The organism is Microvirga pudoricolor, assembly GCF_016892705.1.
GTDB lineage: Bacteria > Pseudomonadota > Alphaproteobacteria > Rhizobiales > Beijerinckiaceae > Microvirga > Microvirga pudoricolor.
In genome coordinates this window covers 1,592,362-1,604,616 of sequence record NZ_JAFEMB010000001.1, presented here as the reverse complement: position 1 = coordinate 1,604,616, position 12,255 = coordinate 1,592,362, and the positions used below count along the sequence as shown (strand labels likewise).

Annotated in this window: 12 protein-coding genes; 6 read left to right on the top strand and 6 right to left on the bottom strand. The window is 69.0% G+C overall.

The annotated features are described in order from the left end of the window. Both ILT42_RS07430 and ILT42_RS07425 read left to right on the top strand, forming a co-directional pair. A complete protein-coding gene (locus ILT42_RS07430; protein WP_204214799.1) occupies positions 1-219 on the top strand; it encodes a Trm112 family protein in 219 nt (72 codons plus the stop codon). An 8-nt stretch (positions 220-227) separates the two neighbouring features. Further along, entirely contained in the window at positions 228-626 is a 399-nt protein-coding gene (locus ILT42_RS07425) for a VOC family protein (protein ID WP_204214798.1), read from the top strand. A 6-nt stretch (positions 627-632) separates the two neighbouring features. On the opposite strand, the gene ILT42_RS07420 is transcribed toward ILT42_RS07425, so the two are convergent. Further along, positions 633-1,514, bottom strand: coding sequence for an HpcH/HpaI aldolase/citrate lyase family protein (locus ILT42_RS07420; RefSeq protein WP_204214797.1), 882 nt, complete (start codon positions 1,512-1,514; stop codon positions 633-635). A 79-nt stretch (positions 1,515-1,593) separates the two neighbouring features. Here ILT42_RS07420 and ILT42_RS07415 point away from each other — a divergent pair, with 79 nt between their 5' ends. Next, entirely contained in the window at positions 1,594-2,334 is a 741-nt protein-coding gene (locus ILT42_RS07415) for a DUF429 domain-containing protein (protein WP_204214796.1), read from the top strand. A gap of 27 nt (positions 2,335-2,361) precedes the next feature. Further along, positions 2,362-3,312, top strand: a complete 951-nt coding sequence (locus ILT42_RS07410; protein ID WP_204214795.1) for a threonine/serine dehydratase — start codon at positions 2,362-2,364, stop codon at positions 3,310-3,312. A gap of 2 nt (positions 3,313-3,314) precedes the next feature. Here the strand turns inward: ILT42_RS07410 and ILT42_RS07405 are convergent, their stop codons facing one another. Then, complete coding sequence (locus ILT42_RS07405; protein WP_204214794.1) at positions 3,315-3,947, bottom strand: LysE family translocator; 633 nt, start codon at positions 3,945-3,947, stop codon at positions 3,315-3,317. Between the two features lie 118 nt (positions 3,948-4,065). Between ILT42_RS07405 and ILT42_RS07400 the strand changes: the two genes are divergently transcribed. Beyond that, positions 4,066-4,731, top strand: coding sequence for a carbonic anhydrase (locus ILT42_RS07400; RefSeq protein ID WP_204214793.1), 666 nt, complete (start codon positions 4,066-4,068; stop codon positions 4,729-4,731). Between the two features lie 95 nt (positions 4,732-4,826). Next, positions 4,827-6,014 carry a multidrug effflux MFS transporter gene (locus ILT42_RS07395; RefSeq protein ID WP_204214792.1) on the top strand — a complete coding sequence of 396 codons (1,188 nt, stop codon included), beginning with the start codon at positions 4,827-4,829 and terminating at the stop codon, positions 6,012-6,014. 126 nt (positions 6,015-6,140) lie between these two features. Here ILT42_RS07395 and ILT42_RS07390 read toward each other — a convergent pair whose 3' ends face one another. From ILT42_RS07390 to ILT42_RS07375, 4 genes are all read right to left on the bottom strand, one after another. Next, positions 6,141-6,755: a LysE family translocator gene (locus tag ILT42_RS07390; RefSeq protein WP_204214791.1), complete on the bottom strand. Its 615-nt coding sequence runs from the start codon at positions 6,753-6,755 to the stop codon at positions 6,141-6,143. 95 nt (positions 6,756-6,850) lie between these two features. Then, positions 6,851-8,977 (bottom strand): transglycosylase domain-containing protein, encoded by a 2,127-nt coding sequence (locus tag ILT42_RS07385; RefSeq protein WP_324617722.1) that lies wholly within the window; start codon positions 8,975-8,977, stop codon positions 6,851-6,853. 225 nt (positions 8,978-9,202) lie between these two features. Next, positions 9,203-10,645: a UdgX family uracil-DNA binding protein gene (locus ILT42_RS07380; protein WP_204214789.1), complete on the bottom strand. Its 1,443-nt coding sequence runs from the start codon at positions 10,643-10,645 to the stop codon at positions 9,203-9,205. Continuing rightward, on the bottom strand, positions 10,642-11,856 hold the full coding sequence (locus ILT42_RS07375; RefSeq protein ID WP_204214788.1) for a putative DNA modification/repair radical SAM protein: 1,215 nt from the start codon (positions 11,854-11,856) through the stop codon (positions 10,642-10,644). The genes ILT42_RS07380 and ILT42_RS07375 overlap by 4 nt, the downstream gene beginning before the upstream one ends. Positions 11,857-12,255 lie beyond the last annotated feature (399 nt).

Genomic DNA, 12,255 nt, shown 5'->3' with positions numbered 1-12,255 from the left:
ATGACCGACGACGCCTCCGCGCCCGCCCCGCCTCCGGTGGAGGCCACCCGGGTCGATCCCAAGCTCCTGGAGATCCTCGTCTGTCCCCTGACGAAGGCGACCCTTGAATACGATCCCGAGAGGCAGGAGCTGATCAGCCGCCAGGCGCGCCTCGCCTACCCGATCCGGGATGGCATCCCCATCATGCTGCCCGAAGAGGCCCGGCCCCTGACGGAGTGAGCATCCGCATGCATGTGGACAGCATCGACCATTTCGTCCTCGTGGTGGCGGATGTGGCCCGCACCTGCGACTTTTACGGCCGCGTGCTCGGCATGGAGGCGCGGGAGATGAGCCCGGGGCGCTGGGCGCTGCATTTCGGCCGCCAGAAGATCAACCTCCAGCAGGTGGGCGTGAGCGTCGACCCCCTCGCCCGGAACCCGACGCCCGGCGCCGGCGATTTCTGCCTACTGACCTCGCTGCCCCTGGACGACGTGATGGACCACCTGAAGCGCCAGGGCGTCGCGATCTTCAGCGGGCCCGTTGAGCGAATCGGCGCGGCCGGGACGCTCCGGTCGGTCTATTTCTACGACCCGGACGACAACATGGTCGAGGTGTCGAACCTCCTGCCCATGCGCCGGGAGGCCTGAGGGTCCCTAGTCCCGCTCCCGGATCGCGGTCGCCAGCGCCAGGGTTCGCTCGGCCATGTCGGCGTGAAGCCGCTCCACCATGCGGCCCTCCAGACCGATCACGGCCCGGCCCGCGTTCTCCGGGCGCGCGAAGGCGTCCACGACGGCGCGCGCCAGCGCCACCTCCTCGGCGGAGGGCGCGAAGACCGCATTGGCGGACGCGATCTGGCCCGGATGGACCAGGGTCTTTCCATCAAAGCCGAGATCCCGGCCCTGCTCGCACTCCGCCCTGAAGCCGCCTGCGTCCGAGAGGTCGTTGTACACGCCGTCGAGGATGTCGAGGCCGTAGGCGCGGGCGGCCGTGAGGGTGCCCATGAGCCAAGGCAGCATCGGGACCCGGCCCGGCACGAGACGCGTACGGGTGTCCTTGGCGAGATCGTTCGTGCCCATGACGAAGCCGGACAGGCGGGTGTCCACGTCGCCCGCCGTGCTGGCCAGGGCCCGGGCGTCGAGAACCGCCAGGGGCGTCTCGATCATGGCCCAGACGCGGGTCTTGTCCGGTGCGCCATGGCGGCGCAGCCGGAGGCCCACCGCCACCAGGTCCTCGGGCGAGTGGACCTTCGGCACGAGCACGGCGTCCGGCCCCGCTCCCGCCACGGCGGCGAGGTCCGCTTCGCCCCAGGGCGATTCGAGGGGGTTGATGCGCACGACCAGTTCCCGGGGACCGTAGCCGCCCCCGGCCACGGCCGCGCGGACGGCCTCGCGGGCGCTCTCCTTGGCGTCCGGCGCCACCGCGTCCTCCAGATCGAAGATCAGCGCATCCGCCGGAAGCGTCCTGGCCTTCTCCAGGGCCCGGGCATTCGAGCCCGGCATGTAGAGAACGCTGCGGCGGGGACGGATGGCGATCATCGGCGTTTCCTCGATAGGGCGTGGGTCGATCCCCGATCTTTAGGGGGTTGCGGGCCGGAACGCCAACCGGAGACCGCGCATGCCCCCTTGGATCGCCGGCGTGGACGGATGCCCGAAGGGCTGGATCGTCGCCTTGAGCCGCCTCGACGATCCGGGCGCAGTCGGGTTTCGCCTCGTGCCCGACTTCGCCGCGGTCCTGGCCGTTTCGGAACGGCCCGCCATCGTGGCGGTCGACATGCCGGTCGGGCTTCCCGACCGGGTCGAGCGGGGCGGGCGGCGGGCCGAGGTGCTGGTGCGGCCGCTCCTCGGACGCCTCGGCGCGTCGGTGTTTCCCACCTCCGTGCGGGCCGTGGTGGAGGCGCCCGCCTACGGCGAGGCCATCGCGCTCGCCCGGTCGGGCCTGCAGCCCTTCGCGCCCTCGCCCTTCGCCAACGCCATCGTGCCGCGCATCCGCCAGATCGATGCCCTTCTGCGGGCGGACCCGGCCCTGCGCGGGCGTGTCTACGAGGTGCATCCCGAACTCGCCTTCTGGACCCTGAACGGCGAGCGGCCCCTCGATCACCGCAAGAAGACGCCCGCGGGCCTCGACGAGCGGCGGGCGCTCCTCGGGCGCGGGGGGATTCCGGCCCCGGTGACGGAGGGGATCCCGCCCAAGGGCGCGAAAACCGACGACATGCTGGACGCTCTCGCGGCCCTCGTGGTGGCGAGGGCCATCGCGGCCGGGCGCGGCCGTCCCTATCCCGACCCGCCCGAGATCGACGCCCACGGCATCCCGGCCGCCATCTGGACCTTCGCGGGGGCCAACAATTCGGTTCCATGAGCCCGCGGGATCGGTCTAGAAAGCCCCATGACCCAGCCTCTTCCGACCCGCGCCGCCATCGAGGCGGCGCATGCCCGCATCGCTCCCCATATCCGCCGCACGCCGGTCTGGACCCTGCCCCGGGGCTTCGGCCATGACGGCCCGGTGAGTTTGAAGCTCGAATACCTCCAGCATTCGGGCTCGTTCAAGGCGCGGGGCGCCTTCAACACGCTCCTGTCCCACGAGATCCCGGAGGCGGGCGTGGCGGCGGCATCCGGGGGCAATCACGGAGCCGCGGTGGCCTACGCGGCCAGGCAGCTTGGGCTGAAGGCGCGCATCTTCGTGCCGGAGATCTCGAGCCCGGCGAAGATCGCGGTGATTCGCTCCCACGGGGCCGAGGTGGTCATCGGCGGCGCGCGCTACGCGGACGCCCAGGAGGCCTGCGACCGCTACGTGGCGGAGAGCGGCGCCCTGCGGGTCCATCCCTTCGCGGCTCCCTCCACCATGATCGGGCAGGGTACGATCGGCCTCGAATGGGAGGGGGACGCGTCCGCCCTCGATACGGTGCTGGTGGCGGTCGGCGGCGGCGGCCTCATCAGCGGCATCGCGAGCTGGTGGAAGGGCCGCGTGAAAGTGGTGGGCGTGGAGCCGGAGGGCTCGCGGGCCCTGCACGCGGCGCTGGAGGCGGGCGGGCCCGTCGACGTGGACGTGAACTCCGTGGCGGGGGATTCGCTGGGCGCCCGCAATGTGGGCGACCTCGTTTATGCGGCCTGCCGCGACGCGGTCGACCACGTCGCGCTCGTGGCCGACGAGGCCATCCGGGAGGCGCAGGCGGCCCTGTGGCGCGACTGGCGCATCGCCAGCGAGCCCGGCGGCGCGGCAGCGCTGGGCGCGCTGATCTCCGGGGCCTACCGGCCACGCTCCGGCGAGCGAGTCGGCGTGCTGCTCTGCGGCGCCAATGTGGATCTGGCCAAGCTCGACGCCCTCACGGTGGCCTGAGGCTATTTCCGGGTTTCGAACGCCATGCGCAGGGCCAGCCCGCCGAGCAGCGTGCCCATGAGCCAGCGCTGCGCCGTCGCGACGCCCGGCCGCCGCGCCAGGACCGCCGCGATGCTGCCCGCCATGAGCGCGATGATCGCGTTGACCGAGAGGCTGATGGCGATCTGGGCGGAGCCCAGCAGGAGCGATTGCTCCAGCACGTGACCCCGGGCCGGATCGATGAATTGCGGCAGCAGGGACAGGTACAGCATCGCGATCTTGGGGTTCAGCAGGTTCGTGGCCAGCCCCATGGCGAACAGCTTGCGATGGCTGTCCCGGGGCAGGTCGCGCACCTGGAAGGGCGAGCGGCCTCCGGGCCTGACCGACTGCCAGGCCAGGTACAGCATGTAGGCCGCGCCCGTGAGGCGCAGGGCGTCGTAGGCATACGGGACGGCGAACAGCAGCGACGTGATGCCGAAGGCCGCGCAGAGCATGTAGAAGACAAATCCGGCCGCCACGCCGCCGAGCGAGACGAGGCCCGCCAGGCGTCCCTGGCAGATGGAGCGTGAGATCAGGTAGATCATGTTCGGGCCTGGTGTCAGCACCATGCCGAGCGCGATGAGGCCGAAGGCCGCGAGCGTTGACGGGTCGACCATGCCGGCTCCTGGGTTCGGCCCACGCTAGCACCGCGCAAAGCCGTGGGAAATGCCCCGGACGAGTTGCCAAGGGGTCCCGTTGCGCCTAGGTGGGGATCAGCAACAAGGAGGCCCAGCCGTGTTTCCCCAAAACCTGACCGACGGCTACCGCGCGTTTCTCGGCTCCAGCTTCCCCCGCGAGAAGGGCCGCTACGAGCTCCTGGCCGAAAAGGGCCAGTCGCCCGAGGTGATGATCATCGGCTGCTGCGACAGCCGCGTCTCGCCGGAGGTGATCTTCGATGCGAGCCCCGGCGAGCTGTTCGTGGTGCGCAACGTCGCCAACCTCGTGCCGCCCTTCGAGACCCAGGGCGATTTCCACGGAACCTCGGCGGCGCTGGAATTCGCCGTGCAGGCCCTGCGGGTGAAGCACATCGTGGTGCTGGGCCATGCCCGCTGCGGCGGCATCCGGGCGTTTGCCGACGACACCGCGCCGCTCTCGCCGGGCGATTTCATCGGCCGCTGGATGAGCCTGATCGCACCCGCCGCCGAACCGGCGGGCCCGCGCGGCGACGACTTCGCCGAGTACCTGACCCGCCTCGAACTCGCCGCCATCGAGAACAGCCTCAACAACCTCATGACGTTCCCGTGCGTGCGCATCCTGGTGGAGCGCGGCAAGCTCCAGCTCCACGGGGCCTATTTCGGCGTGGCGACCGGAATCCTGATGATCCGGGATCCGGAGACGAAGCAGTTCCGGCCCGCGGTGGAGACCATCCCGGACCGGGTGTCGATGTTCCGGGCGACGTGAGCCACACTCCGGCGCGGCGCAACCGGCCCATTTTTAGGCTGCGCCGGGCCCTGAAAACGCGCTAAAGCCAGGACCGCCATCCTCACCGGTCCGCGATGCTCAAGCCCGACACCCTCGCCCTCACGGTCACCCTGGCGCTGCTCACGGCGCTGGGACCGCTCTCCACGGACATGTACCTGCCGTCCCTGCCCACCATCGCGGGAACGCTCGGGGCTTCGACCGCAGGGGTGCAGCTGACCCTGTCGTCCTTCCTGCTGGGCTTCGCGGTCGGGCAGTTCTTCTACGGTCCGGTCGCCGACAAGATCGGCCGCAAGCCCGTGCTGCTCTTCGGGCTCGGTCTCTACGTCCTTGCGAGCTTTCTCTGCGCCTCGGCGCAGACCATCGAGACCCTGACCCTCGCCCGCTTCGCCCAGGCGCTCGGCGCCTCCGGTCCCATCGTGCTGGCGCGGGCCATCGTGCGGGATCTCTACGAGGGCCCGCGGGCCGGACGGGAGCTCTCCCGGATGGCCATGATCATGGGCGTCGTTCCGGCGGTCGCGCCGGTGCTGGGCGGGCTGATCGCGGTGTTCGTCGGCTGGCGCGGCATCTTTTTCGTCATGGTGACGGCCAGCCTCATCCTGGCCGCCGTGGTGGCCCTGCGGCTGCCCGAAACCATCCGGCTGAAATCCCCGGCTCCCCTTTCGTTCGGGTCGATTCTGCGCGGCTTCGCCGTTCTGCTGCGGCACCGGGGCTACCGGGTCTACGTGATGCTGTCCATGCTCGGCTATGGGGGCCTGTTCGCCTTCATCTCGGGCTCGTCCTTCGTGCTCCAGGGCGTGTATGGCTTGAACGAACTCACCTTCGCGTTCTCGTTCGCCTTCATGGTGTTGGGCTTCATCTCGGGCACCACCCTGGCGCAGCGTGTGGTGGGGCGGCGCGGCCTCGACGGCACGATCCAGCTCGGCGTGGTCTTCCTGGCGGCGGGCGGCCTCCTGATGCTGGCCTGCGTGGGGCTCGGCGTGCCCTCGTCGCTCGCCGTCACGCTGCCCATGACGGTCTACGCGGTGGGGGTCGGCCTCACCATGCCGCAATCCATGGCCTCGGCCATGATGCCGTTTCCCGACCGGGCGGGCGCGGCCTCGTCCCTGCTCGGCATCTGCCAGATGACCTTCGCGGCGCTCCTGGGCATCGGCCTTGGCCAGTTCCTGGGCGATTCGGCCCTGCCCCTGCCGATCACTATCTCGGGCACGGGCGTCCTGGCGCTGGTAATCTTTACGATGACCGGGAAGGTGCGGCAGGGCTGAGTGCAGGCGCTATGCAACTTCCCGAGCCGAGGTCCGGAATTCGGCCGCGGGACCCTCACGCTGGACCCGCGCATGGCATCGATGAACCGGGATCCCTGACGGGCCGATGTCGCCGTCCAGGCCGGGTCAGCGGCTGAACAGCAGGCGCCCGCCCATGCCGATCAGGACCAGACCCATGGTGGCCTCGATCCCCGCCTTCGCCCGGGTGAAGATGCGCCGGGCGAAGCCGTGGGAGAACAGAACCGCCAGGCCGCAATACCAGATCGCTGAGATCGTGGCGGCGAGCGCCACGACCGCGACGTAAAACCAGGACCCGGCATGGGCCGGCACCATGACGCTGAAGATGCTGCCGTAGAACGCGACGGATTTGGGGTTCGTCAGGCTGACCAGGAAGGCCTTTCGAAAAGCCGTGGCGTCCTTGAGGCTCCCGTCGGTCTCCTCCGGGACAGGCTTGCGCGCGCCGAGCACCATCTTGATCCCGAGCCCCATCAGATACGTGGCACCCGCAACCTTCACGGCCGTATAGATCCAGGGGACCTGGGTCAGGATGAGGCCGATCCCGGCAACCGCGAGCAGCGCCCAGGTGAACGACGCCGCCGCGAGGCCGAGGCCCGCCAGGATCCCGGCACGGCGCGACACGCCCATCGCCGTGGAGGTCACGATGGCAAAGTTTGGGCCGGGGCTGACGGCGCTCAGGAGAAACACGCCCGCGATCGTCAGAAGCTGCAGCCATTCGTGCATCGAATTCCCTCCGCGATCCCGGAAGGATGATGATCGCAGGGTTGCTCGGGACGTATCGCAACCGATCTCGCGCCAGCAAGGCGCGAGCCGCATCATCACAATCCAAACAACCGCTCGAAGAAGTTCTTCTCCGGGGAGCCGCGGCGGGCGGGCTGGGGCTGGACCCAGCCTTCGCCGCCCGCGCTGGCGTAGTTGTTGCCGGGGCCGCCCGCCACGGGCACGTCGGAGGGTCCGAAGCGCTCGCCGCCCGGCAGGCCCACGGGGGGCTTGCCCTTGAGCGCCGCCAGCATGAAGTTGTGCCAGACTTCCGTGGGCAGGTTGCCGCCGGTCACGCGCTTGGTGAGCGTGCCGTCGTCGTTGCCGAGCCACACGCCCGCCACGAGGTTGCCGGAAAAGCCCACGAACCACGCATCCTTGTAATCCTGCGTGGTGCCGGTCTTGCCCGCCAGCGCCCAGCCGGGGATCTGCGCTTTCTTGGCGGTGCCGATGACGAAGGTGTTGTGCATCATCTCGTTCATCATGGCGACCGAGCCCGGATCGATGACGCGGCCGAGATTGCCGCTGCCGGCCGGGCGCTGGTAGATCACCTTGCCGTCGGCGGTCTTCACGGCGGTTATCACATATGGAATCACGCCGGTGCCGCCGTTGGCGAAGGCCGCGTAGGCGCTCACCAGTTCGAGGGGCGTCACCTCGGAGGTGCCCAGCGCCAGCGACGGGTTGGCCTGAAGCGGGGATGCGATGCCGAGCCGCTGGGCCGTCTGCACCACGGCTTTCGGGCCGACCTCGAGGCCGAGCTTCACGGCGATGGTGTTGAGCGACAGCGCGAGCGCGTCGCGCAGCTGGACCGGGCCGCGATAGCCGTGGTCGTAGTTCTCCGGCGCCCAGCCCTTGTAGCGCACAGGCGAATCCTCGCGCACCGTGTCGGGGGTCAGGCCCTGCTCGATGGCGGTGAGATACACGAAGGGCTTGAACGAGGAGCCGGGCTGGCGGCGGGCCACGGTGGCCCGGTTGAACTGGCTCGTCTCGTAGTTGCGTCCGCCGACGAGGGCCCGCAGCGCCCCGTCCGGCTGCATGGCCACGAGCGCGCCCTGGCTCACGTTGAACTTCTGGCCCTTGGCGTTGAGCTCGTCCACGAGGGAACGCTCGCCGGCGGCCTGCATCGTAGGATCGATGGTGGTCGACACCACGATGTCGGACTCGATGGTCCCCACGAAGTCGTCGAGCACGTCCATCACGTAATCGGCGGCGTAGTTCGCGGAGCCCGCGCCCTTCGGCTTGGTGGGCTCGGCGGGCGTGCCCAGCGCGGTCTTGGTCATGCCGGGCGTGATGAGGCCCTGCTCGTTCATGGCCGCGATCACGAGTTCGGCCCGGTCCTGGGCGGCCTTCGGGTTGCGGTTGGGAGCAAGGCGCGAGGGGCTCTGCACCACGCCCGCCAGCACGGCGGCCTCGGCCAGCGACAGGTTGCGGGCCGACTTGCCGTAATAGCGCTGCGCCGCCGCCTCGACGCCATAGGCGCCCGCGCCGAAATAGACGCGGTTCATGTAGAGTTCGAGGATCTGGTCCTTGGTGAAGTTCCGCTCCAGCCACAGGGACAGGATGGCTTCCTGGATCTTGCGGGAGGCGGTGCGCTCGTGGGTGAGGAACAGGTTCTTGGCGAGCTGCTGGGTGAGCGTCGAGCCGCCCTGCGCCACGCCGCCGCCCGTCACGTTGCGCATCATGGCGCGGGTGATGCCGATGGGGTCGATGCCGAAATGCTGGTAGAAGCGCCGATCCTCGATGGCCACGAAGGCCTTGGGCAGGTAGGGCGGCAGCTCCTTGATGGAGACGTTGCGGCCGCCGGTCTCGCCCCGGTTGGCCAAAAGCGTGCCGTCGCTCGCCATGATGGCGATGTTGGGCGGACGCTTGGGAACGGTGAGCTGGTCGATGGGCGGCAATTGCGCGGCGTAATAGGCGACGACGCCGCCCACCGCGATCACGCCCCACAGGCACATGACGATGCCGGCGTAGAACAGGCGGCTCAACAGCGAGCGGCCGCCCCGGCGCCTGGCCTTCTTGACCTTGCGCCGCGCCGGCGGCTTGCCCGCGTTCCGCTCGCCCGAAGCGCCCCGACGCGCCATCCTGCCCCCTGACCGATCCTCCGGCGAGAGACGGATGTCCGTCTCCCCCGCATCGACGGCGGGCGCATCGAAAACCGGCTCGCGCCGGCCACGTCCGTTCGCCACGTTGATCCCCGATTCCATCACCGGCCGGTTCCAAGGTCCGGCCTTTCCATGGATGCTCTCAGGCACTGTAATTGTGGCAGTTTAAGGGGCGGTTAAGCGAGCGATCTTGAAAAAGCCGAACGTTTCCGAGGCTTTAGCAAAGGACTCCTGGGTTTGCGCCCGGCTGCGGCAGCGATGCAACACCTCTGTCGCGCCGCCAAGGTTCGACCTGGGGCCGCCGTCGGTTCACTCGGCCGCCAGCGGCAGCTCCCCGGTGTCGAGGTCGGCCAGCGACAGGTCGCGGATCCGGGCGAGGTCCTGCACGAACAGGTCGTAGGCCTCGCGCTTGGAGTGCTCGTCGGGCAGGCGTAGCAGGTAGGACGGGTGCACCGTGATGTAGCCCTGCCGTTCGCCGAACGCGGCCCGGCCCCGGGCCCGCGTGATGGGAATCTGCTTGCCCGAGAGCGCCAGCACGGCGGTGGCGCCGAGCGCCACCACGAGTTTCGGGCGCACCAGTTCCAGCTCCTTCATGAGCCAGGGCCGGTAATGCTTCACCTCGCCCGCCGTGGGCTTGGCGTGGATGCGGCGATGGCCGCGCTGCTCGAACTTGAAGTGCTTCACCGCATTGGTGAGGTAGATCTTGCTCTGGTCGAGGCCGACCTCGCCCATGGCCTTCATGAGAAGCTTGCCGGCCGGGCCCACGAAGGGGCGGCCCTGCAGGTCCTCCTGGTCGCCGGGCTGCTCGCCCACGAACACGATATCGGCATGGGCCGGTCCTTCGCCGAACACGGCTTGGGTGGCGCCGGGCACCAGCGGACCCGCCTTGCCGATGATGGCGTTGAGCTGCTCGAGGGTCTTGGGCTCCTGATCCCACATGGCCTCGATGGCGCGCTCAGGCGTTCGCTTTGCCGGCATGGTGGCCTCCTGTTCGATCATCCTCTCAACGCGCTGGGACGCGGTTTGGATCAGGGCCGGGATGGAGGCGGCCTCAGGCATGTTGTGCCAGTACTTCTTCGGCATCTCGGCCCGCATGGCGGTGGGGTTGACCCGCGCGGGGTTGAACACGCTCTCGTAATAGTCGCGCCAGCCGTTTTCGAAGCTGTCTTCGGACGGGGCGTCCTCCTTGCGGGCCGGCGGCCCATAGGTGAGCTTCGCCCTGTCCCATCGCATAGAGCCGACCGGCGTCAGGATCGTCCAGTCCAGGGAGCGGAAGCGGTCGATGAAGAACCCTGCCGTCGCCTCCAGGATGAAATGATCCGGCTCGAACCAGGCCACGAACCGTTCCAGATGCTGGCCGCCGACTTTCCGGAAGCGCAGGAAGGCGTGCATCTTGTGCAGGTCGCGGCGGATAGTGCGCGCCATCAGGTCGAGGCGGTGCACCAGCGGGTCGCTGGCGATCTGTAGGAGTTCGCGCTCGCCGTTGAGCACGCGCCAGACGAGCTGGTGCAGCAGGGCGTAGCGCTCCGGGTCCCGGTGGCAGACGACCAATTGAATGAGTTCACCCACGGGGCGGGGCAGGGCGACCGGCGCCGCCTCGCCGCCCGCATCGTCGCCGAACAGGTCGGGCTCGCTGCCGATTGTCCAGACCACGTGCTGCGGCGCCAGCTCCTCGGCGATGACCCGGCGCACCGCCCGGCGGAACCCGTCGAGATCCGCGCCGTCCTTCAGGGTGATGCGGTGCAGGCTCATGCGAACAAGCTCAACTGTTCGGGCTTCTCCACCAGCCGCTCGCGCAGGCGCTCCCCATCGAGGCTCTTCTTCGGGTGGTGGTCGGCCGCCACGAGGAACGGGCGGGCTCGTTTCAGGCCCGAGGTGAGCCGCGCCACGTCCTCCAGCCGGAGGGTAGTGTGGCGGCGGGCCAGCACGATTTTGTCCACGGCCCGCGCGCCCAGGCCCGGCACCCGCAGGAGCATCTCGCGGTCGGCGGTGTTCACGTCGACGGGGAAGCGATGGCGGTTCTTCAGCGCCCAGGCGAGCTTGGGGTCGATGTCGAGATCGAGCATCCCGGCCTCGCCGCCCGACGCGATCTCGTCCACGTCGAAGCCGTAATAGCGCAGCAGCCAATCGGCTTGGTAGAGCCGGTTCTCGCGCTGGAGCGGCGGCGGCTTCAAGGGCAGCACGGACGACGAATCCGGGATTGGGCTGAAGGCCGAGTAATAGACGCGCCGGAGCTTGTAATGGCCGTAGAGCTTGTCGCTCACCTTCAGCACGTCGTGGTCGGTGGTGGCGTCCGCCCCCACGATCATCTGGGTCGATTGCCCGGCGGGCGAGAAATGGCGGCGCTCCTCGCGGGCCTCCTCGATGCGCTCGCTCATCTGCGCCATGGCGTCCTGGATCGAGGCGCCGTCCTTCTCGGGCGCCAGCCGCTCCAGGCTCTTCTCGGTGGGCAGTTCGAGGTTGATGGAGAGGCGGTCGGCCCAGAGGCCCGCCTCCTCGATCAGCCAGGGGCTCGCCTCCGGAATGGTCTTGAGGTGGATGTAGCCCCGGAAGCCGTGGTCGCGCCGGAGCTTCTTGGCCACCAGCAGCATCTGCTCCATGGTATAGTCCGGCGACCGGATGATGCCGGAGGACAGGAACAGGCCCTCGATATAGTTGCGCTTGTAGAACTCGATCGTGAGGGTCACGACCTCGTCCACCGTGAACTTGGCTCGGCGCACGTTCGAGGAGCGGCGGTTCACGCAATAGACGCAGTCGAACAGGCAGTAATTGGTCAGCAGGATCTTGAGCAGCGAGACGCAGCGCCCGTCCGGCGTGTAGGCGTGGCAGATGCCTGAGCCCGTGGTGGAGCCCAAGCCGTCCACATCCGCCTTGCGTTTGGGCGCGCCCGAGGAGGCGCAGGAGGCATCGTATTTCGCCGCATCGGCCAGGATGCGCAGCTTCTTGGCGAGCTTCTCGTCCATGTCACGCTACTCGATCATAGTTCGCTGTTTGTTCTAGCATAATCTGGGGCGGAAACGATAGGTTCCGAGGGGACCCGAGGTCGCAGGAGGAGGGGGGATCCGGAAGCCGGTGCCTGTCCTCGCCCCGGCTCGAGGACAGGCACCGGCCTTGTGACGGTCCACCGGGAAGACGGTAGGCCCGGAGAGCCGAATCGGCGTTCCTTCAGGCCGTCCCCACCGTCATCCCCGGCCTTGAGCCGGGGACCTCGATTGTCCGGGAGGCGTCTTGCGGTGTGAGCCCGTGGGTGGCCGGGTCAAGTCCGGCCATGACGGTAGCGGCGTCCGCGCCTTTGACCCGCAAAGCCGGAGAACACGGGCCTAGGGTTCTTCATAGCTGTGCGACGCTCTCCCGTGAGAAAA

What these genes read in the sequence shown, in the direction of transcription:
- ILT42_RS07430 (WP_204214799.1), top strand. Translation starts at nt 1, where the DNA reads ATGACCGACGACGCCTCCGCGCCCGCCCCGCCTCCGGTGGAGGCCACC.
- ILT42_RS07425 (WP_204214798.1), top strand. Translation starts at nt 228, where the DNA reads ATGCATGTGGACAGCATCGACCATTTCGTCCTCGTGGTGGCGGATGTG.
- ILT42_RS07420 (WP_204214797.1), bottom strand. Translation starts at nt 1,514, where the DNA reads ATGATCGCCATCCGTCCCCGCCGCAGCGTTCTCTACATGCCGGGCTCG.
- ILT42_RS07415 (WP_204214796.1), top strand. Translation starts at nt 1,594, where the DNA reads ATGCCCCCTTGGATCGCCGGCGTGGACGGATGCCCGAAGGGCTGGATC.
- ILT42_RS07410 (WP_204214795.1), top strand. Translation starts at nt 2,362, where the DNA reads ATGACCCAGCCTCTTCCGACCCGCGCCGCCATCGAGGCGGCGCATGCC.
- ILT42_RS07405 (WP_204214794.1), bottom strand. Translation starts at nt 3,947, where the DNA reads ATGGTCGACCCGTCAACGCTCGCGGCCTTCGGCCTCATCGCGCTCGGC.
- ILT42_RS07395 (WP_204214792.1), top strand. Translation starts at nt 4,827, where the DNA reads ATGCTCAAGCCCGACACCCTCGCCCTCACGGTCACCCTGGCGCTGCTC.
- ILT42_RS07390 (WP_204214791.1), bottom strand. Translation starts at nt 6,755, where the DNA reads ATGCACGAATGGCTGCAGCTTCTGACGATCGCGGGCGTGTTTCTCCTG.
- ILT42_RS07380 (WP_204214789.1), bottom strand. Translation starts at nt 10,645, where the DNA reads ATGAGCCTGCACCGCATCACCCTGAAGGACGGCGCGGATCTCGACGGG.
- ILT42_RS07375 (WP_204214788.1), bottom strand. Translation starts at nt 11,856, where the DNA reads ATGGACGAGAAGCTCGCCAAGAAGCTGCGCATCCTGGCCGATGCGGCG.